We start from the raw sequence: 26,680 nt of genomic DNA on the forward strand, positions 1-26,680 counted from the left end.
GCAGAAAGTTTCGGGAGCCAGATAGTTACGAGGGGAGCGGGCTGTCCACTTTGAGGGCAACACCGCGGGCTTTCAGGCGAGCCGCAGATCGATGAGCTCCAGTTCGAGGCCGGGGTATTGTGGATTGTTTTTTGCGCGGAGGCGGTAGGCGAGGTCGATGCGTGAGTCTTTGGTGAGTTCGGCGCAGCGTGCGAGCCAGTCGGTGGAGCGGCTCCAGCCGAGTGCGCTGAGGCGCGGGCCTCCGTTTGGCTGCGCGAGATCGAGGCAGATGTGCTTGTCTTTGATGATGCGGGCGGGGGCGGCGAGGGTGGCGTTGCGGGTGATGAAGATGGGTTCGCGGTTGCCAATGCCGTAGGGGCCGCAGCGTTCAAGCCAGTTGGTGAGTTCGTAGGTGAGTTCGGTGAGGGTGAGTTCGGCGTCGCACTCGATGGCTGTGGCTGAAGTCACTTCGCTGCTGAGCGGCAGGCCGTAGCTTTCGAGGCGTGTGCGGAGGAGCTCGACTCGGTCGGAGGGCAGGGAGAAGCCGACGGCGTGGGCGTGTCCGCCGAAGCGGGTGAAGAGTGGGCCTGTGTTGTCGGCTGCGGTGATGGCGTCGAGCAGATGGAAGCCGGGGATGGATCGGCCTGAGCCGTGGGCCTGGCCGTCTTCGTGCGTGAGGACGAGCGCGGGACGGCTGGTGCGTTCGACGACGCGCGAAGCGAGGATGCCGAGGACGCCGCGGTGCCAGTCGGTGCTGTCGAGTACGAGGCAGGCGGGGGTGAGTTCGCCCAGGCTGCGCAGGGCTTCGAGCCGGACGTCGATGGCGTCGAGGGCCTGCTGTTCAATGGCGCGGCGATCGTCGTTGAGGCGGTGGAGTTTTTCTGCGAGCGCGGCGGCGTGTGCGGGGTCTCGGGTGAGGAAGAGTTCGACGACGTCGCTGGCGACGTCCATACGTCCGGCGGCGTTGATGCGTGGAGCGATGCGGAAGGCGACTTCGGTGGCGGATGGAGAGCGGTCAGTGGGGACTTGCGCTACTTGCATGAGCGCGCGGAGGCCGGGTTGGACTGGGTTGCGCAATTCGCGGAGTCCGAGCGCGGCGATGACTCGGTTTTCGCCTTCGAGTGGGACGGAGTCGGCGATGGTGGCGATGGCGACGAGCTTCAGAAAGGATGGGATGAGAGCTTGCTTCAGCTTGCTTCGCTGTTCGTCGGTCTGGGCTGCGGCGGCGAGGATTGCGTGGCTCAGCTTGAAGGCGACGGCGGCTCCGCAGAGATGCTTGAAGGGGTAGGGGCAGTTGGCCTGCATGGGGTTGATGACGGCGAGGGCGTCGGGGATGCCTACGGCTTCGTCGGGCAGATGGTGGTCGGTGACGATGAGGTCGAGGCCGAGGGAGCGAGCCTCGCGGGCAGCGGCGAAGGCGCGGATGCCAGTGTCCACGCTGATGACGAGGCGGATGCCTGACTCGGCTGCGTCGCCGAGCACGGTGGTTTGCATGCCGTAGCCTTCGCGGAGGCGGTGTGGCACGTGGTAGCGCACCTGGGTGGGCTTGTCCTTTGGCGCGATGCGTTCGATGGCGGTCTTGAGCAGGACTGTGGCGGTGGTGCCGTCGACGTCGTAGTCGCCGTAGATGAGGATGGGCTCGCTGGCGGCGACGGCACGCTGGATGCGCTCGACGGCGGCTGACATGCCAAGCATCAGCATCGGGTCGTGCAGGTCATCGATGGATGGGTTGAGGTAGGTGTGCGCGGCTGCGGGGTCGGCAAGGCCGCGCTGGATGAGCAGATGTGCGATGGTGAGTGGGCAGGCTAGTACGGTGGCTAGCTGTTCTACCTGTGCAGGGTCTTCCGTTTTAAGTGACCATAGTTCGGTTGCGGTTGTGGCGGAGGGCATCGCTGCTGCCTACTCGTCCTCGGTGTAGTTGTCGTCGACCATCATGCCGCTCATGCCGGTGACGATGTCCATGAGGTCCTGGAATGTGTCGTACCACTCGGTGGCGGTTTCGAAGACGAACATGACTCCCTGGTGCGCGAAGCCGAGTTGGAGATAGCCGATCTTGCCGACGTGGTTGACGAGGTACTGGGCGTCTTCAATCTCTTCGACGATAGCGGGCGGGAAAGATTCGTCGTTGAGATGCTCGAGGAGCAAGGCGAGGTCCTGCTTCTGGAGAACCACTTCGTTCATGATGACGAAGGGCGCATTGGCAGCTTTGGCGTGCTCGACGAAGTCCTTCCATGCGTCGGGGCCGTCGTCCTCAAAGGTGACGGCGGGCAGGTCCTCGCTGATGAAGCCGGGGAGCCGGCGCATTCCATGGCCCGCGATAAACGCGATCATGTCGTCTTTGAGCGAGATCAGATTGTCGGGATGCATTGGCTCTTTATTGTCTCAGAAAGACCGGTGGGCCGCACAAAGGCGATTGAAATTCAGCATGATATATTCAGTGGTAAGTCAATGATTTTCTCGAAAGATTACGTTGGATATCTGGCGCGCCAGACAGTCAAGGAGCTGGTAGCCGCCAAGGTGATTCGCACGGACAAACCGGAAGCCCTGAATGAGCGCGTGGCCGCCGCCATGGTCGATGAACTGTCGTTGGAGGACCGCATCAATGACGAGGTTCGTGTGATCCTCGAAGCGTTCCAGGACGATATGCGCAAGACTGGCGCGAGCTATCCGGAGATGTTCAAAAAGGTCAAGAACGAGCTGGCCCGCAAGTATAAGGCGGTGCTATGAGAATCTCGCGCGACAAACTGAACAAGCTGGCCCATACGGTGGCCGATACGCTGGCCGAGATCGACGCGTGCGATTTTCTGGAAGATCGCAACACGATCCGTCAGGAGGCGCGCAAGGCGCTCGAAAAGCTGCTGACGGAAGAGACCAGGATCGACGCGGCGGCGCGGCAGAAGATCGCTTCGCAGCGGAAGATCATCATCGAAGGGTCGCAGGAGTGGGACATCCTCTATCGCAAGTACTACAACGATGAGGTCAAGAAGCTGGGGTTGTAGGGCTTCGATGGATGCTGCCGGATGGAGCTATCCACAGTCAATCTCTGGTATACTCAAGCTATCAGCGGGACACCTCACTCTAGTTGTGGCGTTATGGTGTAACTGGTTAACACGTCGCCCTCTCAAGGCGAAGAGTCCGGGTTCGAGCCCCGGTAACGCTACCAAATCCTCCTGCTTCCGCTATTCCTTTTCTTTACGGCGCCATGGTGTAACTGGTTAACACGCGGCCCTTTCAAGGCTGAGAGTACGGGTTCGATCCCCGTTGGCGCTACCAAACCCCCGATCGCATCTCGTTTCGCGCTTGACGCGCAGTCAGGCAAAGAACTACCTTGCCCCTGGGCCCGAATCCTCCCCATCAAAATTGATGCCTTCTCATTGGGAGTGTGATCCATGAACGCCTCGGATTCCCCGGCCCCCCTGTCCTGTCTTTCCCTCTCTTTTCGCCGCTCTCGCCGCTCTCGCCGAGCGTGCCTGGAACTGTGTGTTGGCTTTCTGCTGTGCCTGCTGCTGGTGCCGGTGTGCGCGTTGGCGCAGGGTCTCGCGGACATGCCTTCAGTCGAGCGCGTCCAGGCCGAGATCAAAGGCTCTGATCCTGTCGACACGCTTGCCCGGCAGGTCGCGGTCTTCAACGTACTGGTCCAATACGTCAATCGCATCAAGACAAGCCGCTCCGTGCGCGGGCCGTTTACGCCGGACGAGCAGAAGTTATTCGACGCCTACCGGCTGGCGGCGTACCAGATCTCGCAGCAGTTCGCGAAGACACACACCGCAGCCGAGACGCAGGCATTCAACGGACTGCATAACCGCTACGAGATGGATGGTGCGTTCGAGCACGATTGGAGGGCGCGACTGCTGGGCAGTCAGGCGTCGGCGACGTACAACGCTGCGATGACCGATCTGAGCGCGGGGCAGCAGAAGCATTACCAGCAGGAGATGGATCAGTACAAGCAGGCCGTAGCGCAGCAGCAGGCGGCGAAGAACCGGCAGGCCTCCGGCGGATCGAATGACCCGAATGATCCGACGGGGGTAGCCATACGGCGATGTCTGGAGCTGGGTGGCAGCTCGATCTCCTGCCTGGGCAAGGGCATAAATACGGGCATGTTCAGCCTGGTCGGTCTCGGCGGTATGGAAAGCATCACCTCGCAGATTACGGGGCCGGGGCCGGCCCGCGTTGTGCTGCACGGAACGTATGCGAGGCCGGGAGAGAAGACGTCGCTCGAGTTCAGTATCGGCAAGGTTTCGATCGCCGGCTGCGGAGACCTGGATGCTTCGCAAACGGCCCCCACCTACGCGATTGAGAAGCGGCCCGGCTCGGCGCGCATCGTTGTCAACAATTCACCCGCGCCGTTCACGCTGGCGCTCGGTCCCAATGGCGGCCTCACCGGTCCCGGCATGGTGGACGTGACAGGCAAGGTCATTGTCGGATGGACCACACAAACCACACAGGTCTACCACAACGGTGTTTCCGTTGGAGCGGGATACGCGGCCGAGTGCGGCGGGTCGTGCCGGAATACGACTCAGTCGCCGATCTATAAAGTGAAGACGGAGCGCTGCACCATCGGGACATATAACGCGCCGCCTCCGCTTCCGCCGCCGAACCCGAAGGCAGACGCACTGAACAACAGCCCGGTGGGAATGATCGGCGGGTTAGTCGCGTACACGAACGGCGGGGCCGAGGCGATGGATAACGCAGATGCTCCCCGGGGACTGCGGATGAACGGCCTGTACTCGGACGGCCGCATGCGGCTGCAGTTCAGTCCGGCAGCAGCGATCCTCGACTGCGGCGAGGCGCATGTGCGGCTGGAGTACACGGTCGAAAACACGCCCGACCGCTTCCTCGTGCACGTTGCGAACTCGAGCGGCGGGCCGTTCACGCTGGCGGTTGAGCCGGACAACTCACTGCGCGGGTCAGGGCAGACGACGGTGAATGGCCGGTTGATCTCCGGAATGGAGGGCGAGAATGTCACATACCGGCCGCACTCGGAGACGTGCGAGGTGGGCACGCTCCGGCCGGACACAGGCTCGGGGGAGACGATGAAGGTCGCGGAAGGGAGCGCGGCTGCTCCTCCGGCCGATTCGACGAGCGTCGCCCCGGCGTCGTATACGGGGCCCGAGGCGCCCATTTCTGCGGTACCCGCGCCTTCAGCAGCGACATCTGCTGCTGCGAACCGCGCATATCCAGCGACCGCCTCGGCGACTGGAGCTGCGGGAACAGGTGCGGCGATGCGCGTGTTCATCACCTCGGCGTTTGACGGCGGCGCGAACCCGATGGCAGGCCAGGTGGTCTGGGTGATGCGTGAACGCATGGACGCGGTGCTGCGCTCGCTCGGCGCGCCGATCCCCGCCAACGCTACGCCGTCACAGGCCTGGATAGCCTTCGCAATGGCGTGTAAGGGCAGAGACTGTAGCTCGGCGCTGGCGCAGTTGAAGACGCGCGTCGTCGCCGCAACCAGACTCGACGCCGGGGGCAAAGCGACGATCTCCACACAGACAGCCGCCACAGGCACGTACTACCTCTTTGCTCAGGTGCGCGGACCCGGCGGCCTGCTGATGTGGGACGTGCCTGCGAACTTTCAGCCCGGAGACAACACCGTCACCCTCACCGCTACGAACGCAGAACTCATCCACTAGCCCGTCCGCACTCACCATTTACTTCGCCGCAGGCGGAGGACCTGGCTTTACTTATCCTTGGCTGCAGACTCGTGGTCGTAGCTGATGGCGCGCGATACCTTCCAGGTTCCGTCTTTGTACTGCCACAGCGTGATGAATTTGGCCTCGCCTTCACCGTCCTGCGGACGTCCGGGATGGGTGAACCGGTGTACCCCTATCTCGACGGCACCGTAGCCTTTGAGGGGATAGACCTCCATGGACCCGGGCACCAGCGTGCGGTGGACTTTGCCGCAGATGTTTTGCTTGATCGCAGCGATAAAGGGAGCCTTGCCGACGGATAGCCCGGTCTTGTCGTGATAGAATTCCAGGTCGTCGGCGATCATCGAGCCAAACGTCTTTAGGTCGCATTGGTTGTAGGCGTCGAAGAGCTTGGTGTCCAGGGCTTGCACCGTCTTGAAGAGTGAGTCGGGCTGCGCGTCGGATGGCACTGCGCCGGATTGGGCATGAGTTGGCAAGCCTATGGTTATCAGCAGGATGAATGTGAAAATCTTAAGCCATTCTTTCGGGGTCATAGGTGGGTGCCTCCGGGTGTAAAGCGGCTGCCTTCAAGCTGCTTAACGGATGCTGGCTGGAATGGTTAACGCAGAATCAGCGTGAGGTGACTTTTAAGCCTGTCTGGATGCGGGTAGAACCTGGCTGGATTCAGGGCGGAACTTCCGCGGAGACGGCGGCGTATTATTCGTGCGGTGGAAGTTTTGGAGGGAGTATGACGACGTGTTCGGCTTGCGGCAATCCGTTTCCCGAAGGGGCACGCTTCTGCAATCACTGCGGCCGGAGTGTTGAGCCTGGAGCTTTCATTGCTGCGGCTTCGACTCGGGTTCCTCCGCCACCTTATGCCTACAGCGCGCCTGTGTATGGAACGGTGATGCCTCCGTATGTGTATTACCCGCGAAAGAGCGTGGCGGCTGCGATTGTGCTGACGATCTTCTTTGGCCCACTGGGTATGTTCTACAGCACGACCGAAGGCGCGCTGATTATGTGTGTCGTGACGTTCTTCTCGATGTTTACCGGGATCGGGCTGCTGATTGCGTGGCCTGCGTGTGTGATCTGGGGAGCGATGGCAGCGGAGAACTACAACGCGCGCATGTGGTACTGGTCGGGCGCGAGGGCTGGATATCCGGCTTAGCGTATCTGCCTTAGCGTATCTGCGGCGATATACTGGGTACGTGAGCAAGACGTTTTACATTGAGACCTTTGGCTGTCAGATGAATGCGCACGACTCGGAAAAGGTCGTGGGCACGCTGGAGCATGAAGGCTATGTGCAGGTGGAGGACGAGGCCGATGCAGGGCTGGTTCTCTACAATACCTGCTCGATTCGCGATAAGGCGGAGCAGAAGGTCTTTCACCGGCTGAATGAGTACAAGCGTCTGCAGGGAGAAGGGAAGAAGTTTGGAGTGCTCGGATGTGTGGCCCAGCAGGAGGGCGAGCGCATCTTTGAGAAGGCGCCGTATGTCTCGCTGGTCGCCGGGTCGGCCTCGTACCGTAATTTGCCGGAGATGCTGCGGCGGCTGGAGGCAGGTGAGACGCGCATCACGGGGCTCGACGACCGCCAGACGGATCAGGCGTTTGAGACGGAGTTTATAGCGCGGACGAATCCTAACCGCGGGTACATCACGATCATTGAGGGCTGCGATAAATTCTGCGCTTACTGCGTGGTGCCGTATACGCGCGGCAAGGAGCGCAGCAGGACTTCGGCGAGCGTGATGGTGGAAGCGCGGCGCATGGCCGACATGGGCTACACGGATATTCAACTGCTGGGCCAGAATGTGAATTCGTGGCGCGATCCTTCGGGCAGGATGTCGTTTGCCGAATTGCTGACAGCGGTCGGGTCGATTGCGGGGATTCGGAGGGTGCGGTTTACGACTTCGCATCCGCGTGACTTTACGCGCGATATTGTGGAGGCGATCGACGCGACGCCGACGCTGTGCGACCACATTCATCTGCCGGTGCAGTCTGGCTCGACGGCTGTGCTGCATGCGATGGCGAGGGAGTATACGCGCGAGTGGTACCTGGAGCGCATGAGCTGGATTCATGGGGCGAAGCGCGACATCTCGATTACGAGCGACATGATTGTGGGTTTTCCGGGCGAGACGGATGCGGACTTCGAGCAGACGATCACGCTGATCGATGCGGTGAAGTACGACGCAGTGTTTGCGTTCAAGTTTTCGCCGAGGCCGAATACGCCGGCTGTTCACATGGCCGATAGCATTCCGGATGCGGTGAAGTCGGAGCGGCTGCGGATTCTGATGGACCGGCAGAGGGAGATTCAGCGCGAGCACTATGGTCGGCACCTGGGGCAGGTTGTCGAGGCGATGGTGGAGGGGTACAACGAGGCCCGCGGCCAGGTTGTAGGCCGCAGCACACAGAATAAGACGATCAACTTCACGGCATCCGGCGAGAGGCCGCCGCAGGGAAGCTATGTGGATGTGAGGATTACGCAGACGTTGCCCAACTCGCTGGTGGGCGAGGCCTTGATGAACGCGGTGCCGTTTGTTCCGGTGAGGCGCGCTGCGGACTTTGTCGTACTAAACTAACAATCAGGCAACCGGCAACGAGCGATGGAAAAGAGCGCCGCAACTACTCAACCCGAAGCCGCGACTCAGGCCCCTGATGAGGTCGAGATGCAGATTCGCGGCCTCATGATGGACCCGGTCACGAACATGCCGATCGTTGTGCTGAAGGATGTGGCCAGCGATGTGGTGCTGCCGATCTGGGTGGGAATCTTTGAAGCGAATGCGATTGCGGTGGAGTTGGAGAAGTCCGCGCCACCACGTCCGATGACGCATGATCTGCTATTGAACATGGCCCGCGGATTGAATGCGACGGTACGCAAGGTGGTGGTTTCGGAGCTGCGCGAGGATACGTTTTACGCGGTGATCTGGATGGATCAGGCTGGCGAGATGGTGGCGTTGGATTCGCGACCATCGGATGCGATTGCGCTGGCGCTCAGGTGGGACTGCCCGATCTATGTGAGCCGCACGGTGCTGGAGAGCTCGAAGCAGTCGGCTGCGTCGCAGACAATCAACGAAGATGATATGAAGCGCTGGCTCGAAAATCTGAACGACGACGAGATGGGCCGCTACAAGATGTAGCTTTCGAGATTACACGATCAAGGACCGCGCTTGAGCTTCTCCGAGACCGCAAAATCAGCTCTTTTTCGGAGCACCGCTTCTATCGAACGCGTTGTGTCGCCGTCGCGCGTTGCGCGGATCGAAAGCGCTACGAACTTTCTTGTGCTGCAACATGCGACTGCGCTGGGAACGGTCATTCATGCGACACCGCTGATCCCTGCGCTTCACGAGACTGTGCCGGGATGCCGCATCGCCGTGGCCGCGAGTGGGTTTGGTCTGGAAGTGTTGAGGAACAATCCTGGGATCGATTCTCTTTTTGAGACACCTAGCCCTTTGCGTGATTTGGCGGGGGCCGTGCGTGCGCTTCGCGCACAGAACCCGTTTCGCGAGGCGCCCTACGTTACGCTTACTCCTACGGGCAATGAACGCACGAAGGTCGCGCTACAGGCGGTTTTGTCAGGCGCGGCGACGCGGATAGGTTTCACGGTTGTTCCTGAGCTCTATCGTGTACCGATGAGCTTTGATTTCTCGCGCAGCCAGATTGCCAATAACCTGCGTATTGTCGAGGCGCTTGGACATGCCGTGGAGCACTTTGAGCCGCAGGTGTTCTTCACCGCTGAGGATGCGGCGGGTGCGCGAAGGCTTCTCGTCGATTCGGGAGCGTGCCTGGATCGGCCTTTTGCTGTCTTCATTACGCAGACCAGCGTGACGCAGAGGAAGAGTTGGCGCGCGGAGAGGTTTCAGCAGATTGCGAGTTTTCTTTTTGAGCAATACGGCATGATGCCGGTGTTTGTAGGCACGGCGGCAGAGTCTGATGCAATTGAAAAGCTTCGCGGCGGGTTGCGGATTCATTCCGTCAACGTGGCGGGAAAGACGAATCTGCCAGGGTTAGCTGCTTTGATGAGTCTTGCTAAGGTGGGCGTGTCTCTGGATACAGGGCCGCTGCACATCGCGCGCGCAGTCGGGTTGCCAACTGTGGTGATTGCTCCAGCATGGTCTCCTCCGGTGGAGTGGCTGCCGGTGGGCGATTCGCGCTTTCGTATCCTCAAGAATGCGGACATGCCTGCGGCGACTCCGGACTACATCATCGATGAGGTCTCTGTGGACGATGTAACCGGGGCATTGACTGATCTGTTGCAGGTTCATCCTCGACAGACTGAGAGTACGGCGAGGACCTGAGCGATATGTTTAGCGCTGCGCGAGAGTGTCGAGCATCGTGAAGAATTCGGGGAACGAGATGGCGGCGGCTTCTGCGCCGTGGATCTCGGTATCGCCTTCGGCCCGCAGTGCCGCTACGGAGAACGCCATGGCGATGCGGTGATCGGTGCCTGAGTCGATGGATGCGCCGTGCAGCTTCTGGTTGCCGGGGACAGCAAGACCGTCTTCGAACTCGGTCACTTCGGCGCCCATTGCACGGAGATTCCTGACGACGAGCGAGATGCGGTCGGATTCCTTGACGCGCAGTTCTTTGGCGTCGCGGATGGTGATGCCGTCGCGGGTGTATGGGCCGATGGCGGCGAGCACGGGCAACTCGTCGATGATCTGCGCCGAGAGTGCACCGGAGATCTCCATGCCCTTGAGGCCGCTGGGAGCGACATTGACCTGGATGGTGCCGACCATCTCGCCGTGCTTCTCTTCGACGTGGAGGACCTTGATCGCGCCACCGAGCGCAGTGACGACGTCGAGCAGTGATGCGCGCGTGGGGTTCATGCCGACCGCGTCGAGGACGAGGTTTGAATCAGGGAAAAGCAGCGCGGCGCAGAGGAAGAATGCGGCTGATGAGAGATCGCCGGGAACGGTGGCGTCGATAGCTCTAAGTTTTTGGCCGCCTGCGATCGAGAGCCGGTCGCCTTCGCGCGTAAGTGTGGCTCCGAAGGCGCGGAGGGCGTGCTCGGAGTGGTCGCGGGTGCGGATGGATTCGCTGAGGCTGGTTGTGCCCTGGGCCTGGAGTCCGGCGAAGAGAACGGCGGTTTTGACTTGCGCGCTGGGGATGGGGGTTTCGAAGTCGATGGCGTTGAGCGGGCCGCCGTAGATGGTGATGGGCGCGTGGCCATCGACGAGGTCGAGTTTTGCTCCCATCTGCATCAGCGGCTTGCGGATGCGCTCCATGGGGCGCAGGGTGAGGGAGTGGTCGCCGATGAGCGTGAAGATGTGCGGGTGCGAAGCGATGAGGCCGGAGAGCATCCGCATGGTCGAGCCGGAGTTGCCGCAGTCGAGCGGTTTGGAGGGCTGTGTGAATGAGCCAGCCGTGCCGGTGACGTCGATTGTCTTCGTGTCGTTGATGACGATCTTTGCGCCGAGCGCTTCCATGCAGCCGAGCGAGGAGTGCGGGTCCGCGCCGGTAGAGAAGTTGGAGAGGCGCGTGGTGCCTTCGGCCAGACCGGCGAGCAGAGCATAGCGGTGCGAGATGGACTTGTCGCCGGGCAAGGTGACGGAGCCCTGAAAGGATCGTGCGGGACGTATCGTTTGTGTAGACATTCGCTTTCTAGTGTAGCCAATTGAGGGAAGATTATGGGCGCAGTTTTGCGACAGAGAGCGGATACTGACCGGCAAATCATGGTTCTGATAGACTTCGTTCGCGGCTGAAGACGAAGGCTCGTGGGTGAATCGTCTGCCGTTCGCTGGGCCCCTCAAAACAATTCAATGGAAGTTCCGATCTCGATGGGACGGGAGGATGTCATGAGACTATTCCGAAGCGCTGTATTGGGTGCAGTTGTGGCGGCACTGTCGGCGTCGCCGCTGTTTGCAGATTTCTCTTACACAGAGACGACCCAGATTACTGGCGGCTCGATGCTGGGGCTGATGAAGATGGCCGGACATTTCAGCAGACAGGCGAGCAATGCAGGCCAGCCGGTGGTGTCTACGGTTTCGGTGAAGGGCAATCGCATGTCGCGGGTGAACCCTACTCAGATGGAGATTATCGATCTGGACGCAGAGACCATCACGATGATCGACCCGGTCAAGCGCGAGTACACGGTGGAGACGTTCGAGCAGATGAAGCAGCAGATCGAGGCCGCAGAGGCGAGGGCGCAGCAGGAGCAGCAGAAGGCTCCGGCGGCACAGCAACAACAGACTTCGACGACGCAGGTGAAGTTTACGGTGCATGTGCGCAACACGGACCAGTCGAAGGATGTCTCGGGTTTACAGACGACGGAGTCCATCATGACGATGAATGCCGATGCGACCGATACGCAGTCGGGCCAGACGGCGTCGATGGCGTTTACCAACGATATGTGGATGGCGCCTGAGGTCCCCGGGTACAGCGAGGTGGTGGACTTCTACCGCAGGTTTGCGGAGAAGATGGGTTCGGTGTTTGGCAACAGTGTCTTGAATCCCGCGATGCTGGCGCAGTATCGCGGCGCGGGCGACGGACTGAAGCAGATGGCCGAGGAGATGTCGAAGCTGAAGGGTACCCCGATTGAGCAGGTGATGCGGATGGGAATGACGACGAATGGCCAGACGATTCCTGCTGCTTCGGAGGCCCCGCTGCCCGCGAGCAACGGGCCTGCGATGCCAGGTGCGGGCGATGTGGCGAAGGAGTCGGCCACTTCGGCTATTGCCAGCAAGCTGGGGGGCTTCGGTGGCCTGGGCGGGTTCGGACACAAGAAACAACAGGCCAGCCAGCAGCCGGATGCGAATGCAGGAGCAGATGCAACGCAGCCTCCTCCGTACACGGTACTGCTCGAGTCCAATACTCAGTTGGGGAACTTTTCGCGCACGGTGAGCGATTCGGCATTTGCGGTTCCGGATGGTTTCAAGCAGGTCCCGGTGCGTGGGGTGAATTAGAGCGATCGACTGTGCAGAAAAAAAGTCCCGGTTTGTGGCCGGGACTTTTGCTTTGCGCTTTGGTTTTGGAGAGCAGCGGAGATGGGTTCTTCTCCGCTGAACGTTGCTGCGTTACTTGGCATCTGGAGCAAAGGAGACGCCGCGGAGAACTTCTCCAAACCCGGCTTTGCGGATGCTGTGGAACTCTTCTTTCGCAGCCACGGTTGCATCGGTGTTGGAGAGGTTGTCGGTGACGGCGACGAGGCGGTTGGGATCGGCTCCCTGGTCTCCGCTGCCGCTGACGGTGGAGGTGATGCCGTAGAGCGTTACTCTGCCGTCGCAGTCGACTGTGCCGGTGATGTTGCGGATGCCATCTGCCGCAGGAGCCCAGGGAAGGTTCGTGGCCGAGTTGATTCCGGTTGGGTAGTTGTCGATGGTGTAGGGAACGCCGAGCTTCAGGTTAGCCTGCAGCGTGTAGACGTAGTTCCAGGTCTGCGTGGAAGAGTTGAATACCCACTTCTGGATGCCTGCAGTGGTTTCGGCGGCAGCGTGCGTGTAGAGATCGGTGCCGCCTGCATAGCCGTCGCCTTCATCCGCAACGTAGAGGGTGTTGGCGTTCGCAAACCAGAGACCAAAGGGGTAGGCGGCAGGATTGGCTGTTTTGGCTGGCGTCGTTGGAAATCCTGCGAGGATGCACATGTTGCTGGGCAGGCCGGATTTGGCGAGAGTTGAGGGATCGTAGGTAAGAGGAGCGATGGGAAGTGTGGCTCCGGGGGCCGGGACGCCGACGCCCTTCGGGCAGGCAGTGCCGGTGGTGTCGACGAAGTAGACCGTGTTGACGCCGTTGGAGCCGCTGCCTTTGGTGAGATAAACGACGTTGTTGAAGACGGTGAGGCCGCGGAAGTTGTCGTCCTTGCCGATCTTGTCAGCCTTGTCGCCGAGCAGCGTAATGGAGAAGCTGGCGAGCGGTGTTGGGGTCGCGGGTGTCTGGAAGCTCTCTGGAGCGTTGGCCGGTTCGATGAACTGCGTGCCTGCGCCGAGAACGACTCCGGCGGGTTGTGGGTTCGAGCCATTGCCTGCGTTGCCGGCGGTGTAGAAGACGTTGGCGCCATTGGTGTCGTTGTAGATGGCGGCCCGTCCGTTGTTTCCGTTATAGGCATTGGTCTCGGTGAAGGTGAATCTGCCATTGCGGTCAACCGTGGCTACGGCGCGGTAGATGTTGATCCCGACTGGATTAGTGGGATCGATGACGCCGGGCGTGTTGGAGTTGGAGACGTCGAGGGTGTTGATCGGAGCTACATATCCCATGAAGGTGAGGAAGCGGTGGTCGGTCGAGAGATTCAGCGCGAGCTCTGATTTGGAGCTAAAGCTGGTGACGAGCTGGTCACTGTTTTCCTGTACATGCTTCTGAGAGCTGTTGGGAACTTCGAGGCTGTCGATGAGGAAACCGTTCGGGGTGATTTGGTCGAGAAAGATTTTGGAGGTGATGCCGAAGGACCCATCGACGGTGTCGTTATTGAAGACCTGAGGGTAGAGGCCGTTGTTGACGGCCGGAGCGCAGGGGCCGACGGTTTGAGCGCAGTTGGAGGGAAGAGGCTCGCCGACGGTTACGTTGGCTGCATTGTTGTCGTAGACGCTGCGGCTAACGACGAGATTTCCGGGATGGAAGTGCATGCTGTGGTCGTGGTCATTTCCGTGACCATGGTCGCGATCCTGCTGCGCGATACAGGGCGTTGCCGCAACGGCGGCTCCAAGGGTGAAGACGGCAAGACAAGTTGTGAGAGATTGCAGACGAGAGTGGGTCGAACGGAAAAGTGTCATGAATTCTCCTGGCAGAGGTGATCTTTTGTGGCCGGTTTCTGCAAGGAGGTTAGGAGATGTTCGTTATAACCATGTGAATTTACAGCGGAAAACCTGCTGGGCAGGGATCAACATGCCCGATGGATAGAAATCGAACTGCTAGTTCACGTGGAGAACGACGAGGGTCTCGTCGTCGAAGTGGTCCATGCCGGCCTGGAAGGCTTCAACGGCATCGAGTACCGACTTGACCGTAGAGGATGCGGTCGGGTTAGGAAGGGACGCAAGCGTCTTTTCCAGGCGGTCATTGCCGAACATATCGTGGTTGGCGTTTTCAGCATCGACGATGCCGTCGGAGAAGAAGACGATCTGGTCGCCGGGCTGCGTCGAGAAGGTGAACTCCTCGTACACGGCCTGCGGGAAGAGGCCGAGGGGGAAGCCTTCGGCATTGATGGTGCGGACGCGCGGCCCGTTGGCAACGGAGATGGTTCCGGGGACAAAGAGCGGCTGCACGGAGCCTGCGTTGGCGATCTGGAGCGTGCGATTGTTATCGTCCCACACGGCGAAGAGCATGGTGACGTATTGCGCGTCGAGCTTGCGTTCCTGGAGCTGATCGTTCAGCGCGGTGAGCATTGCCGCGGGCGAGAGGTGCTGCGGTGCGAGCGAACGCAGGATGCCGCTGACCAGCGCCGCGTAGAGCGCGGCCGGCGCAGCTTTGCCGCTGACGTCGCCGATGGCGAGCGCGATGCGGCCCTGGCCGTAGTCGAGGAAGTCGTAGAGGTCGCCGCCGATGGAGCGCGCGGCCAGGAACTTTGCGGCGATCTCTGCGTTGGCAAGCTTCGGCGAACGGGTGGGCATCAGGCGAAGCTGGACCTTGCGCGCCATCTCCAGGTCGCTTTCCATGCGCTGTTCTTCGTCGGAGATGCGCTGGTAGAGTCGCGCGTTGGCGATGGAGATGGCGATCTGTGCGGCCAGCGTGGAGAGCGTGCGCTGGTGGTCTTCGTTGTAGTAGTTGACACGCGTGTGCTCGAGGTCGAGCACGCCGATAACCTTGCCCTTGTAGAGAAGCGGCGCGGCGAGCTCGGAGCGTGTCTCCGGGTTTGCCGCGATGTAGCGCGGGTCTTTGCGCGTGTCTGAAGAGACCAGCGGCTCGCGCTGCTGTGCCGCGAGTCCGATGATGCCCTGGCCGAGGGGGACGATGCGGTCGAGAGTGATGCGCTCGCCGTAACGAGAGCTGAAGCGGTGTTCGAGTTCTCCGGTGCGCTCGTTCAGGAGCAGGATGGAGAACATCTGGAAGTCGATGACGCGCTTGAGCAGGAGGCCGATGCGTTCGAGCAGGTCGTCGAGATCGAGGATGCTGGTGATCTCGCGCGAGATCTCGTTGAGCACAGCGAGGGTTTGTGCCTGGCGCGAGACGCGTGTGTAGAGGCGTGCGTTTTCAATGGCGATGGCCATGCGCGAGGCGACCAGCTCGATCAGATGTTGATGTTCGAGTGTGAAATAGCCGGCGGTTTCGGACTCGATGTCGAGCACGCCGATGACCTTGTTTTTGACGACGAGAGGGACGGCAAGCTCGGAGCGGACGTTAGGGTTCGCATTGATGTAATGCTCGACCTCGGTCACATCTTCGACCAGAATGGACTGGCGCAGGAGCGCGGCCTGGCCGACGATGCCGCGGCCCATCTTGACGCGCATGCGCTCGACCTCGGGCGTGTGGCCGACCTGGAACCTCATACGCAGGTCCTGCGCGCGCTCGTTGATGAGCAGGATAGCGAAGATGCGGTAGTCGATGACGGCGCGGACGAGGTCTGCGACGCGGTGCATCAGGGTGTTGAGATCGAGTGTGGCGTTGAGCGCGTCGGCGAGGGTGCGGAGAAAGTCGACCTGGAGCGGCTCGACGCGGATCTTCGGGTCGGAGGCGTGCGGGTGAAAGAGCGATTTGGATGCGGTGGGGCGATAGTCGCCCTCAAAGTGTTCTCCTGACTGCCGAGCATCCGAGGGCGTGGACGCCGACGTGGGCGTGTCTTTGCCGTCTGGTTTGGAACTCGGAGATTTGATGGGAGATGGCATTCTGCGCTCGCGAATGATATTACCGGTTGCGCTGCTGGTTTGGGGAGTGTCCGGATAGCCTCGTGGAGTATTCCGCGCGGCACACAACGTGATTTTTCTTCCCGGTTGCTCCGCTCCCGCTCTTCAGGCAGTCGTCAGTTCAGAGATGATCTTCACGCTGGCGCTGGCACCGATGCGAGAGGCCCCGGCGCGGAGCATCGCGGTGGCGTCGTCGAGTGAACGAATCCCGCCGGCAGCTTTCACTCCGGCGCGGTTTCCTGCCGTGCCGCGAAGCAGCGCAATGTCATCGGCTGTAGCTCCGCCGGTGGAGAAGCCGGTGCTTGTTTGCAGGAAGTCTGCTCCAGCGCTCAGGGCGATCTCGGCCGCGCGCAGCTTCTCTTCAAAGGTCAGCAGGCAGGTTTCGAGGATGACTTTGACGGTGGCTCCGTTTGCGTGCGCGCGCTCGACGACGGCGCGAATGTCCTGACGCACGGCTTCATAGTCGGCGGACTGGCCGGACTTGAGCATCCCGATCAGCGGAACGAAGTCGATGTCGCGCGCACCGAGCTTGACCACCTCGGCAGCTTCGGCGAGCTTGGTGCCGGGCAGCGATGCACCGAGCGGGAAGCCGATGACGACACCAACGGGGATGCCAGTGCCTTGCAGGGCAGCCGCTGCGAGCGGCACCCAGGCAGGGTTGACCGTGGCCGAAGCGAAGCGGTGGTGCGCGGCTTCGTGGCAGAGCTGCAATACCTGTGAGCGGGTCGCGTCAGGTTTGAGCAGCGAGTGGTCAAGAATGGCCGCGAGATTCTGCGCCGAAGAAAGACTGTGGGTAGCGAAGGCCTGGGAGTCGAAGTGCTCGGGGCCGTTGGCCTGCGGTTCTGAGATGGTAAGAGTGCTCAACAAATGCTCCTTCGGCGGTGGGGAGAGATCGCCGATACCTCATCTATGATACTGCCGCGCAGGCAAATCGGTACGCTCTTGGAGGCGGCGGTATCTTATTCGATTAATGTGGGTTGTGCAGTGCGTGCGCCCTAGTGCCCGGGAGTGTCTTCGGGGAAGAGACGGATGTCGTCGACGTTGCGGTAGCGCTCAGCGAAATCCATGCCGTAGCCGATGACGAACTGGTTGGGGATGCTGAAGCCAACGTAGTCGGCTTCGATGGGAACGAGGCGGCGCGAGGGCTTGTCGAGACAGGTGGCGATCTTGAGCGAGGCCGGTTTGTGCTGGAGCATCAGGCCGCGCAGGTAGCTGAGCGTGAGGCCGGTGTCGAGGATGTCTTCGACGAGGATGACGTTCTTGTTCTCGATGGGATTGTCGATGTCTTTGATGAGCTTGACGGCGCCGGAGCTGACGCGCGCGCGGCCGTAGCTGGAGACGGCAACGAAGTCGAAGGTCGCATCGACCGTGATGGCGCGGGCGAGGTCGGAGAGAAAGATGGCCGCGCCCTTGAGCACGCCGATCAGCACGATGTCCTTGCCTGCATAATCCGCGGAGATCTGCTGGCCTAGCGCGTGGACGCGGTCGGCGATCTGAGCTTTGGTGAAGAGGATATCCATGCCTGCGGCGGGGGGAAACGTGGGGGCGGTCGTGGTGGCCATAGTGGACAGCGTAGCGCGAACGGGGCTGTGAGGGAAAGGCCGCTATACTTGATAGAAGCGAGGACTATGTTTCCCTATATCAATTTAGGCCCACTGCACCTGGGCACGTTTGGGCTGCTGTTGTGGCTGGCCGCTGTGATTGCGACTGTCGTGCTGCACAAAAACTTCGTCCGCAAGGGCGTGGACGCGGATGCGCTGACGGTTGTGGCGTTTGTCGTGATTGCAGGTGTGATTGGCGCGAAGACATGGCATGAGTTGCAGAGTATCCCCGACCTGAAGGTGGCGATGCGCGAGATTGCCGCTCCGGGGTGGTCGCATCCTCTGGATGTGGTGGCGGGCTTTCTGCATTGGTTTCAAGCCGGGTTTGCGTGGTTTGGCGGGTTGCTGGCCGGGATCATTGTGCTGATGTGGTCGGGCGTGCAGGCAAAGCCGGAGGGGCTGCGTGGCTGGCTGGCTGGTGTGCGGATGCTGGATCTGGCCGCGCCGGCAGCGGCGATTGGCTACGGCGTTGGGCGCATCGGCTGCCTGACCTCGGGCGACGGGGACTATGGCATCAAGACAACGCTGCCGTGGGGTGTCCACATGCGGCCAGATGCGCTGGTGCCGACGAAGGACCTGGTGCAGCCGACGCCGGTGTATGAGTTTCTGTTTGCGCTGGTGCTGGCGTGGATTCTGTGGCAGCTTGGTCGCAAGTACCGGCCGGTTGGCTGGTTGACTGGGTTGTATCTGGTGCTGAGTGGGATCGGGCGGTTTCTGGTGGAGTTTGTCAGGATTAATCCGAAGCTTTACTTCGGCATGAGCAATGCGCAGGTGGCCGCGCTGGCTTCGGCGGTCGTCGGTGTTGTGGTGATGCTGGTGGCCGGGATGCGGAAGGATGATTCGGCTGCCAAGATTGAGGCTGGCTCGACGCAGAAGGCAGTGCACTGACGGCTCAACTGCTAAGCTCTCTTCGAAATTCTCGAATCTTGATTAAAAGCAGATTCTCCCGCGCGCGGAAGGAAGACAACTAAAGTGAGTGCTGCGGTTGGAAGTGGGATCAGTAAAAGCTACTGCGGAAGGAAGCTCGCGCCAACGCTCGCTGTGGACGCCACGGAAGAGGATGGAGCATTGGTGGCAGTGGAGTCCTGCGAGGGGCCAAGGCCGAGCTTGATGATGGCGCGGGAGTCGGGGACGAGCTTGGTCTGCCAGCCATTGTCGGACTGGAATTTCTGCATGGCCGCCTGCGTGGTGGTATCCCAGTGTCCGGATGCCTGCGTACCGGTGAGGTAGCCGGTCTTCACGAGCGCGGCCTGAATCTGAGTGGCGCGCTGATCGTCAATTGAGCGCTGACCGGTCGGACCGGAGTGCCTTCTGAGATGAATGTTGCGCAGGGAGTGGTGGCGGTGGTGGGTGGCCGCTACAGCAGGGAGAGACAGGGAAAGGATGAGAGCAGAGCCCAGGAAAAGCCGACCAGACCGCATGTGAACAGCACCTCAGAGTAAAGTGACGCTTCAGTGAATAAACTTCCGAGGAAGCACCCAGTCAGGGTATCTCGAAAGTAACGTTTATTACAACCGGAAGTTGGTGTGCGAGATACGACTTTTGGGGGAAGTCCTACCACTCTTATAGAGACGTCTGTCTGAAAGAAAAGTTTGCCGACGACTAACTCCTAATGGATATCGAGTTACCTAAAGAGGCGACCTCAGGCTCTTTATCCAGCATTTTGTCGTGCCATGAAAGCGAAAAATCCCACGCCTTTGCCGGTGCGGGATTTTTCGCGCTTCTGAGTGTTCGACGGTTCTATGGAAGAGTGCCGCCGATGTACGAGTTGGTGTTCTTCTCAAGCGGGGACTGCACGACGAAGACGACGTCGTCCTTGGATTTGAGAGAAGAGACGATGGCGCGGTAGCTGGCCTGATCGGTGACGGCCTTTTTGTTGATCTCGGTGATGATAAAGCCCTTGGGCAGACCGATCTCGTCGGCGAAGGAACCGGGACGAACGCTGGTGATGATGACGCCGTTCTTCTGGCCGGTTTTGGCAGTAACCCCGGACGGGATGGATGCGACGGTGATGCCGAGCAGGCTCTTGCCCGCGTCAGGTGGTTGAGGCGTCTCTGGCGTGTTGTCGTCCTGGTCGCCGGTCAGCTCCGCGTAGGTCTTGTTGCGGTCCTGGATGACGACAGCGGCTGTTCCTTGCTTGCCGTTGCGCAGATAGCCGAGTTTGACGGTCGATCCGACCTTGCGGTTGGAGATGTCATTGACGAGATCGTCGCCGTCTTTGATATTGCGGCCGTCGATCGAGACGATTACGTCGCCGGGCTGGATGCCCGCCTTTGCCGCGCCGCCGTTCGGTGTGACAGTTGAGACGATGACTCCGCTTGCGAAGTCGTACACGCGGTTGACCGCGGAGTTCAGGCCCTGTTGGAAGGTAATGCCGATGGAGCCGCGGACGACCTTATGCTCAGGACTGATGAGCATGTTGTAGACCTGTGCGATGGTATTGGACGGCATCGCGAAACCTACGCCCTGCGAGCCCATCGACTGCGTGTAGATGGCGGTGTTCATGCCGACGACCTGGCCAGCCATGTCGACGAGCGGGCCACCGGAGTTGCCGGGGTTGATGGCGGCGTCGGTCTGGATGAAGTGCTGAAACTGGCTCTGCGAGACGCCGTCAGGGCCAGGCTCATCGATGGTACGGTTCTTGGCGGAGATGATGCCGGCGGTGACGGTCTTCGAGAGCGCAAAGGGACTGCCGATGGCGAGGACCCAGTCGCCGACCTGCGCGCCTTCGGAGTTGCCGAGCTTGATGGTGGGCAGAGGCTGCTTGGTGTCGATCTTGATGACGGCGATGTCGGTGTCGCGGTCAACGCCGACGACGGTGGCCGGACGGCCGTTGTCGCCGGGATCGTTGTCAGGATCGGTCGAGAGCTTGACGTAGATCTTGTCGGCCTTGTCGATGACGTGGTTGTTGGTGATGATGTAGCCGCGCGGGTCGACGATGAAGCCGGAGCCAAGGGCGCGCCGTTCGCTGTTGTCGGCGCCGTCGTCACCGCCCTGGCCACCGAAGAAGTGGTTGAAGAAGTCCTGCATGTTGTTGTCGGGCTGCTGCTGGCTGTCGTCGCTGTTGTCGTCGTCGTCAGGATTCTGCTGGGCGTGACGGCCGCGGCGGTTCACACCCTGCTTGGGCAGCTCCTCGGTGTTGATGTTGACGACGGCGGGGCTGACCTCTTTAACAATTTTGGAGAAGCCATTCGAGAGCTCGACAGGGGAGGGGATGACGAGAGGCTTGGCGTCGGACGAATCGACCTGGTGGCCGCTGACGTTGCTCGTCATGATGGAGCCGATGAGGATGCCGGCAGAGAGCGTCGCAAGGATGGTGAAGGTCGTGGTGAGGCGGCGGCTGCGAATGCGGTCGAGCAGCGAGGGAGGAGTGTTTGCAGGGCTTTCCATGGGTGTATCTGACCTCATTTCAAATGCGTTGCGCGCCGGTCTCATTTCAAGCAAGGCGAATAGTCAAGTATAGCTTTGTTTTGAATGCTCTGGCTTCGGGCAGATCGTGGAGCGTTGTGGCCGATTTGAGAGACGCTGCACCTGGATGCGTTGCCACTTGGATGCTTAGACGCGATGCGTAGGCAAAAGTGTCGCGGCTTCAGAAGTGGTTTGAACGATGTCCAGCAACGTGAGAAGGATGCGGCGGAGAGCGGTTTCGCGGCCCGTCGGATCGTACCACTCCTGGAGGGTATGGATGCCGCCGCCTATACCTCCGGTACCCAGCGCAAGTGCCGGAATGCCTTTGGCTATGGGGATGTTAGCGTCGGTCGAGCCGAGGCGCAGTTCGGTGCGAATGTTCAAGTGACGGTCTACGGCGCGGAGTGCGTGAAGAATGGGCGAATGTGGATCAAGCGCACCAGCGGGACGGTTGCCGATGGTTTCGATGCTGATCTTCGGTGAATGATGCGTGAAGCGTGGCGAAGCGGATGGCAGAACGCTGTCAGCAATCTCTCGGATTTGTGCGGCGGTCCTGGTGAGCTGCACGGGGTCTTCGGAGCGAAGATCCAGCAGCGCGGTAGCGCTCTCGGGAATGGAGTTGATCGACGTGCCGCCGGAGATGCTGCCGACGTTGAGTGTCGTGAGCGGATCGCTGGGAAGCGGGATGGCCGCGAGCTGGAGGAGAGTCTGGCTGAGGATGAGAATCGGGTTGGGTGCGCCGGCATCGGACCAGGAGTGTCCGCCGGGGCCGGTGACGGTGATGCGGAAGCGCAGGCTGCCGAGTGCGCGTGTGACGGCGGCAGACGAGCCGCTGCCGTCGAGGATGAGTGCGGCGGCGATACGGTTGGCGTAGGGGCTGCGTTCGAAGAGATGGCGCATTCCGCGGAGATCGCCTTCTCCTTCCTCCCCTACGTTGGCTGCGAAGAGGATTGAGACCGGTGGCGAGATGTTTGCATGCTTGAGCGCGGCAACGATGGCGAGGAGACCGGTGAGACCGGCGGCGTTGTCGCAGATGCCGGGCGCGTAGATGCGTGACGTGTCGGGCGGAGCAATAGGCTCACAACTGGTTCCGGCAGGGAAGACGGTGTCGAGGTGCGCGGAGATGAGGATGACTGGAGAATCAGCCGGGGATTCGGAGCTGATTTCGGCCAGCGCGTTGCCCGCTTCGTCGATGTGTGCGTTCGAGAGATCGAGTTGGTGGAAGCGATCGAGCATCCACGCGGCGCGGGCTTGCTCGGCGAACGGCGGTGCGGGAATGCGGACGACATCGAGCAGCCATTGGCGTAGTTGCGGCTGATGAAGATGCAGCCAGTGAAAGGTGCGATGCACCGCAGTCTGCGAGGCCAGGTGCGTGATGCGGTTTTGTGCAGCGGCGATGGTCATGCGTATTCGACCTCGACGAGGAAGAGTCCGCGCGCGGGCGCGGTGGGGCCGGCGGCGGAGCGATTGCGGGCGGCGAGGATGCCAGGGATATCGTCGGCAGAGATGCGTCGCGCTGCCGCTTCGACGAAGGTGCCGACCAGGTTGCGCACCATGTGATGCAGAAAGCCGGAGCCAGTCACACGGTAGAGATAGAGGCCGTCGCTGCGATGCCATGAGGAGTGATAGATGGTGCGGACGAAGCTGGCCTCAGGCGTCTCGGATGACGTGGACTCGTCGCGCGAGGTCTGGTCTGGATTGACCGCAGTGAATGAGGTGAAGTCGTGCGTGCCGCGAACGTAGTCGGCGGCGTTCTCAAGAGCGGCGAAGTCGAGCGGGTAGGGGCAGTCCCAGACATAGGGGGCAAGCATGGGAGAGCAGATGCGGTCGAGCGTTGGTGGGATGGCGCGCGGGTAGAGCGCGCGGGGAAAGATGCGGTATTCATATGTCTTGCGGCGGGCGCTGTGGCGGGCGTGGAAGTCTTCGGAGACAGATTCGATGGTGAGGACGCGGATGCTCTGCGGCAGGACGCGGTTGAGAGCATAGTGCAAGTTTGTAGCAGGGATGGGTGTTGCAAGCGAGATGCTGGCGACTTGAGCGAGTGCATGGACACCTGCGTCCGTGCGCCCGGAACCTTGTGGGAGGAGGGTTTCTCCGGTGATGCGGTGAAGCGCCGCCGCTAGTGTGCCTTGGATGGTCGGCAGGTTTGGTTGAACCTGCCAGCCGTTGAAGCTGGTTCCATCGTAGGCGAGTGTTAGCTTCCAGTGATGCATGGCTGTTCGGACGGTAGCACAAGGTGGAGGTTTAGACTTCGGTGCCGGTGAGAGAAGGGGCAATCGAGCGATTCAACTTCGTTGTGAGAGGTGCTCGCTGGTGCCGCTTGGAAATCTTCCCTGTGCAGCAATTGTGTGGGTATAGTGGTGCAATACCGTTTCAGTTGCAATCTTTGTATAGATGTGTTGACGATAACATGCGGGCGAAGGAGTAGAGTGCGAATGCGTCTTGTTCCAGCGTGGTTCTCTGGTTTGCGGTGGAGTCTGGGAGTAGCAGCGGTTGCAATGATGATGACCCCGATGGCGAGTGCAGCGAGTAAGACGCTTCCTCTGCAGGTGGTTGTCGGCTCGGGCTGGCAGATGCAGGACGTAGCGAAGGTGCCCGAGCCTGGTGCGCAGGTTTCAACCGATGCCTATAAGCCAGCAGGATGGTATGGAGCGACTGTGCCGGGCACAGTGCTGACGACGCTCGTGAATAACCATGTCTATCCAGAGCCGCTTTATGGCGAGAACAACCGCCCCGAGAACATTCCCGAGAGCCTGAACAAGACCGCGTACTGGTACAGGACTGTGGTGACGGTGCCGAAGAGCTACAAGGACCGCGTGACCTGGCTGAACTTCGACGGTATCAACTACTCGGCGGACGTGTGGGTGAACGGGACGAGGATTGGCTCGATCAAGGGCGCGTTCATTCGTGGCCGCTTCGACATTACCGACTACGTGAAGCCAGGCAAGAAGGCGGTCGTCGCCGTGCTGGTATCGCCGCAGCCCGATCCCGGCGTTCCGCACGAACATACTCTGCGCGCCGGCATGGGGCTGAATGGTGGCATCACGGCAATTGATGGACCCACGTTCCTTTCGACGATTGGCTGGGACTGGATTCCTGCGATCCGCGACCGGGACACGGGAATCTGGCAGAAGGTATATCTGTCGGCGACGGGCGATGTGGCGGTGAAGGACCCGCTGGTGACGACGGACCTTCCTCTGCCGGAGACGAGCTCGGCGGACGTGACCGTGCAGGCGACGGTGCAGAATCTCTCCGGCATTGCCACGAAAGGCGTGCTGAAGGGAACGATTGAGAACGTGACCTTCGAGCGCGAGGTGGAACTGGCTCCGGGAGCATCGCAGGTCGTCAAGTTTGACTACCGGGATGCGACGGGGCTGCATATGGTGAATCCGCGACTGTGGTGGCCGAACGGATATGGGCCGCAGAACCTCTACAAACTGCACTTGAGCTTTGTCGAGAAGAAGGACCATATCTCGGATGCGAAGGATGTGACGTTCGGTGTGCGGAAGATCACCTACTCGGTGCCGGGTTCGGACAATCTGGCGATCGCAGTGAACGGCGTGCCGATCTTCATCCGTGGCGGCGACTGGGGCCTGGATGAGGCCATGAAGCGCATTCCGCGTGCGCGGCTCGAAGCGGAGATTCGCATGCACGCGCTGGCGAACATGAACCTGATTCGCAACTGGGTGGGCCAGAGCACCGACGAAGACTTCTACGAGCTTTGCGATAAATACGGAATCCTGTTGTGGGACGAGTTCTTCCAGCCGAATCCGAGCGACGGGCCGAATCCAACGGACATTCCGACCTACATTGCAAATGTGCGGGACAAGATTCTGCGCTATCGAAACCATCCTTCGATTGCGGTGTGGTGTGCGCGGAACGAAGGGTATCCGCCGGAGAACATCGACCAGCAGTTGCGGAAGCTGATGGCTGAACTGGAGCCAACGCGGTTGTATCAACCGAGCTCGACCGCGGGGCGCGGGGTTCACTCCGGTGGACCGTATTACTGGCGCGAGCCCCGGAAGTTTTACGAGATTGACGCCGCGTTCAAGACGGAGACGGGAAGCGTCTCGGTGCCGACGCTCGAGTCGATTCACGGCATGATGCCCCAGAAAGACTGGGAGATGATTACGGACGACTGGGCCGAGCACGACTTTGCGCGCGGGGCATCGGGGTCGGACAAGTATCCTGCGGAGTTGGCGGCGCGGTACGGAAAGGTCGCCAATCTTGCCGATTTCGTGCGCAAGGCGCAGTTGATGAACTATGAGGCGTTTCGCGCGATGTACGAAGGGCGCGAGGCGGCTATGTTCCGTCCGGCGACCGGCGTGATTACATGGATGAGCAATCCTGCGCAGCCCAGCTTCGTGTGGCAGCTTTATCACTATGACCTTGAGCCGAACTCGTCTCTGTTCGCAGTGAAGAAGGCCGGTGAGATGGTCCACATCCAAATGGATGAAGAGACGAGCGAGCTGCAGGTAATCAACAACCAGCCGACAGCAGTAAATGGCGCAACGGCGAAGGTGACGGTCTACAACCTCGATGGCTCGATCGCAGCGACGAAGACGTATCCAGTGTCGGCTGCACCGGATCTGGCGACGGGACTAGGCGAGCTGGATGCTTCGGCTGCGACTACGCCGGTTTATTTCGTGAAGCTCGAACTGCACGATGCTGCAGGCAAGCTGCTCTCGGACAACTTCTACTGGAAGGCGCAGGCGGCGCATCAGGATGACTTGGCCGCGATGGATCAAATGCCCGTGGTAAAGCTGGATGCGCAGGTTTCACGTGCGGACGCCGACGGCAAGACGGTCGTGACCGTGACGGTGAAGAACTCCACCTCGCATGTAGCGGTGATGGCGCATCTGCAACTGCGGCGGAAGTCGGGCGAGCGCGTGTTGCCGGTATATTACAGCGACAACTACCTCTCGCTCGTGCCGGGCGAATCGCGGACGGTGACGATTGAGGCCGCGACGAAGGACCTGAACGGCGAAGACGCTCAGGTGGTGGTCGATGGCTGGAACGTGGACGTGACTCCGGCGACTGCTGCGGGTGTATCGATTGGCCTGAACGTGGATGCTCAGGTGGCGCACTGGCCGGTGACCGGGCTTCCGTTCCAGACTGTTGGCTTGCGATAGACGTGGGGGTTGACTGAAGCGGTTGAGGCAGCCCGGGTTGGTATACTTGGGCTGCTGAAACGATGAAATATTGCCTGGGTTGCCGGAACGAAAGGACGCAGAGGCACGTATCTGTGCTCAACCGCGCTGCTGTGCGCTGGACAGGCGCGGGGCTGGAGGCTCATTTTAAG

At 60.8% G+C, this 26,680-nt stretch carries 22 protein-coding genes and 2 tRNA genes; 12 read left to right on the forward strand and 12 right to left on the reverse strand.

Going from position 1 to position 26,680, the window contains the following annotated elements:
* Positions 1 to 72: 72 nt before the first annotated feature.
* A complete protein-coding gene (recJ, locus tag IEX36_RS02645) occupies positions 73 to 1,869 on the reverse strand; it encodes a single-stranded-DNA-specific exonuclease RecJ (RefSeq protein ID WP_188757783.1) in 1,797 nt (598 codons plus the stop codon).
* A 9-nt stretch (positions 1,870 to 1,878) separates the two neighbouring features.
* On the reverse strand, positions 1,879 to 2,310 hold the full coding sequence (locus IEX36_RS02650) for a hypothetical protein (RefSeq protein ID WP_308422269.1): 432 nt from the start codon (positions 2,308 to 2,310) through the stop codon (positions 1,879 to 1,881).
* Here IEX36_RS02650 and IEX36_RS17605 point away from each other — a divergent pair.
* The 5 genes from IEX36_RS17605 (at position 2,287) to IEX36_RS02675 (ending at position 5,609) form a co-directional block, all read left to right on the forward strand.
* Positions 2,287 to 2,706, forward strand: a complete 420-nt coding sequence (locus IEX36_RS17605; RefSeq protein WP_268235524.1) for a DUF507 family protein — start codon at positions 2,287 to 2,289, stop codon at positions 2,704 to 2,706. The genes IEX36_RS02650 and IEX36_RS17605 overlap by 24 nt on opposite strands.
* Complete coding sequence (locus IEX36_RS17610) at positions 2,703 to 2,978, forward strand: DUF507 family protein (RefSeq protein ID WP_188757785.1); 276 nt, start codon at positions 2,703 to 2,705, stop codon at positions 2,976 to 2,978. Before IEX36_RS17605 ends, IEX36_RS17610 begins: the two co-directional genes overlap by 4 nt.
* Before the next feature lie 87 nt (positions 2,979 to 3,065).
* Positions 3,066 to 3,142: transfer RNA gene (locus IEX36_RS02665), tRNA-Glu, on the forward strand.
* A gap of 33 nt (positions 3,143 to 3,175) precedes the next feature.
* A tRNA-Glu gene (locus tag IEX36_RS02670) sits at positions 3,176 to 3,252 on the forward strand.
* Between the two features lie 272 nt (positions 3,253 to 3,524).
* The gene (locus IEX36_RS02675; protein WP_229668660.1) at positions 3,525 to 5,609 is read left to right on the forward strand and encodes a hypothetical protein; all 2,085 of its coding nucleotides are present in this window, start codon (positions 3,525 to 3,527) and stop codon (positions 5,607 to 5,609) included.
* 47 nt (positions 5,610 to 5,656) lie between these two features.
* Here the strand turns inward: IEX36_RS02675 and IEX36_RS02680 are convergent, their stop codons facing one another.
* On the reverse strand, positions 5,657 to 6,103 hold the full coding sequence (locus IEX36_RS02680; protein ID WP_229668661.1) for a nuclear transport factor 2 family protein: 447 nt from the start codon (positions 6,101 to 6,103) through the stop codon (positions 5,657 to 5,659).
* Positions 6,104 to 6,354: 251 nt separating this feature from the next.
* Between IEX36_RS02680 and IEX36_RS17430 the strand changes: the two genes are divergently transcribed.
* From IEX36_RS17430 to IEX36_RS02700, 4 genes are all read left to right on the forward strand, one after another.
* The gene (locus IEX36_RS17430) at positions 6,355 to 6,774 is read left to right on the forward strand and encodes a zinc ribbon domain-containing protein (RefSeq protein WP_229668662.1); all 420 of its coding nucleotides are present in this window, start codon (positions 6,355 to 6,357) and stop codon (positions 6,772 to 6,774) included.
* Positions 6,775 to 6,814: 40 nt separating this feature from the next.
* Complete coding sequence (gene miaB, locus IEX36_RS02690; RefSeq protein WP_188757788.1) at positions 6,815 to 8,182, forward strand: tRNA (N6-isopentenyl adenosine(37)-C2)-methylthiotransferase MiaB; 1,368 nt, start codon at positions 6,815 to 6,817, stop codon at positions 8,180 to 8,182.
* A 24-nt stretch (positions 8,183 to 8,206) separates the two neighbouring features.
* Entirely contained in the window at positions 8,207 to 8,740 is a 534-nt protein-coding gene (locus IEX36_RS02695) for a bifunctional nuclease family protein (RefSeq protein WP_188757789.1), read from the forward strand.
* A gap of 93 nt (positions 8,741 to 8,833) precedes the next feature.
* Positions 8,834 to 9,898, forward strand: a complete 1,065-nt coding sequence (locus IEX36_RS02700) for a glycosyltransferase family 9 protein (protein ID WP_229668663.1) — start codon at positions 8,834 to 8,836, stop codon at positions 9,896 to 9,898.
* Positions 9,899 to 9,907: 9 nt separating this feature from the next.
* Here the strand turns inward: IEX36_RS02700 and aroA are convergent, their stop codons facing one another.
* Positions 9,908 to 11,197, reverse strand: a complete 1,290-nt coding sequence (gene aroA / locus IEX36_RS02705) for a 3-phosphoshikimate 1-carboxyvinyltransferase (RefSeq protein WP_188757791.1) — start codon at positions 11,195 to 11,197, stop codon at positions 9,908 to 9,910.
* Between the two features lie 201 nt (positions 11,198 to 11,398).
* On the opposite strand from aroA, the gene IEX36_RS02710 reads away from it, so the two are divergent.
* A complete protein-coding gene (locus tag IEX36_RS02710) occupies positions 11,399 to 12,505 on the forward strand; it encodes a hypothetical protein (RefSeq protein ID WP_188757792.1) in 1,107 nt (368 codons plus the stop codon).
* A gap of 111 nt (positions 12,506 to 12,616) precedes the next feature.
* Here IEX36_RS02710 and IEX36_RS02715 read toward each other — a convergent pair whose 3' ends face one another.
* From IEX36_RS02715 to hpt, 4 genes are all read right to left on the reverse strand, one after another.
* Positions 12,617 to 14,305 (reverse strand): hypothetical protein, encoded by a 1,689-nt coding sequence (locus IEX36_RS02715; RefSeq protein WP_229668664.1) that lies wholly within the window; start codon positions 14,303 to 14,305, stop codon positions 12,617 to 12,619.
* A gap of 138 nt (positions 14,306 to 14,443) precedes the next feature.
* Positions 14,444 to 16,351, reverse strand: a complete 1,908-nt coding sequence (locus IEX36_RS02720) for a SpoIIE family protein phosphatase (protein WP_188757793.1) — start codon at positions 16,349 to 16,351, stop codon at positions 14,444 to 14,446.
* 123 nt (positions 16,352 to 16,474) lie between these two features.
* The gene (gene deoC / locus IEX36_RS02725; RefSeq protein ID WP_188757794.1) at positions 16,475 to 17,233 is read right to left on the reverse strand and encodes a deoxyribose-phosphate aldolase; all 759 of its coding nucleotides are present in this window, start codon (positions 17,231 to 17,233) and stop codon (positions 16,475 to 16,477) included.
* A gap of 131 nt (positions 17,234 to 17,364) precedes the next feature.
* Entirely contained in the window at positions 17,365 to 17,931 is a 567-nt protein-coding gene (gene hpt, locus IEX36_RS02730) for a hypoxanthine phosphoribosyltransferase (RefSeq protein WP_188757795.1), read from the reverse strand.
* Between the two features lie 66 nt (positions 17,932 to 17,997).
* On the opposite strand from hpt, the gene IEX36_RS02735 reads away from it, so the two are divergent.
* Positions 17,998 to 18,858: a prolipoprotein diacylglyceryl transferase gene (locus IEX36_RS02735; RefSeq protein WP_188757796.1), complete on the forward strand. Its 861-nt coding sequence runs from the start codon at positions 17,998 to 18,000 to the stop codon at positions 18,856 to 18,858.
* Between the two features lie 119 nt (positions 18,859 to 18,977).
* On the opposite strand, the gene IEX36_RS02740 is transcribed toward IEX36_RS02735, so the two are convergent.
* The 4 genes from IEX36_RS02740 to truA all read right to left on the reverse strand — a co-directional run bounded on the left by IEX36_RS02740 (position 18,978) and on the right by truA (position 23,591).
* The gene (locus IEX36_RS02740; protein WP_188757797.1) at positions 18,978 to 19,391 is read right to left on the reverse strand and encodes a peptidoglycan-binding protein; all 414 of its coding nucleotides are present in this window, start codon (positions 19,389 to 19,391) and stop codon (positions 18,978 to 18,980) included.
* 319 nt (positions 19,392 to 19,710) lie between these two features.
* Positions 19,711 to 21,360 (reverse strand): trypsin-like peptidase domain-containing protein, encoded by a 1,650-nt coding sequence (locus IEX36_RS02745; RefSeq protein ID WP_188757798.1) that lies wholly within the window; start codon positions 21,358 to 21,360, stop codon positions 19,711 to 19,713.
* Positions 21,361 to 21,525: 165 nt separating this feature from the next.
* Complete coding sequence (locus tag IEX36_RS02750; protein ID WP_188757799.1) at positions 21,526 to 22,782, reverse strand: M20/M25/M40 family metallo-hydrolase; 1,257 nt, start codon at positions 22,780 to 22,782, stop codon at positions 21,526 to 21,528.
* Complete coding sequence (truA, locus tag IEX36_RS02755; protein ID WP_188757800.1) at positions 22,779 to 23,591, reverse strand: tRNA pseudouridine(38-40) synthase TruA; 813 nt, start codon at positions 23,589 to 23,591, stop codon at positions 22,779 to 22,781. The genes IEX36_RS02750 and truA overlap by 4 nt, the downstream gene beginning before the upstream one ends.
* Positions 23,592 to 23,813: 222 nt before the next feature.
* Here truA and IEX36_RS02760 point away from each other — a divergent pair, with 222 nt between their 5' ends.
* The gene (locus tag IEX36_RS02760; protein WP_188757801.1) at positions 23,814 to 26,510 is read left to right on the forward strand and encodes a glycoside hydrolase family 2 protein; all 2,697 of its coding nucleotides are present in this window, start codon (positions 23,814 to 23,816) and stop codon (positions 26,508 to 26,510) included.
* Positions 26,511 to 26,680: the final 170 nt, after the last annotated feature.

Origin of the sequence: Edaphobacter acidisoli (assembly GCF_014642855.1) — a bacterium.
Lineage (GTDB): Bacteria > Acidobacteriota > Terriglobia > Terriglobales > Acidobacteriaceae > Edaphobacter > Edaphobacter acidisoli.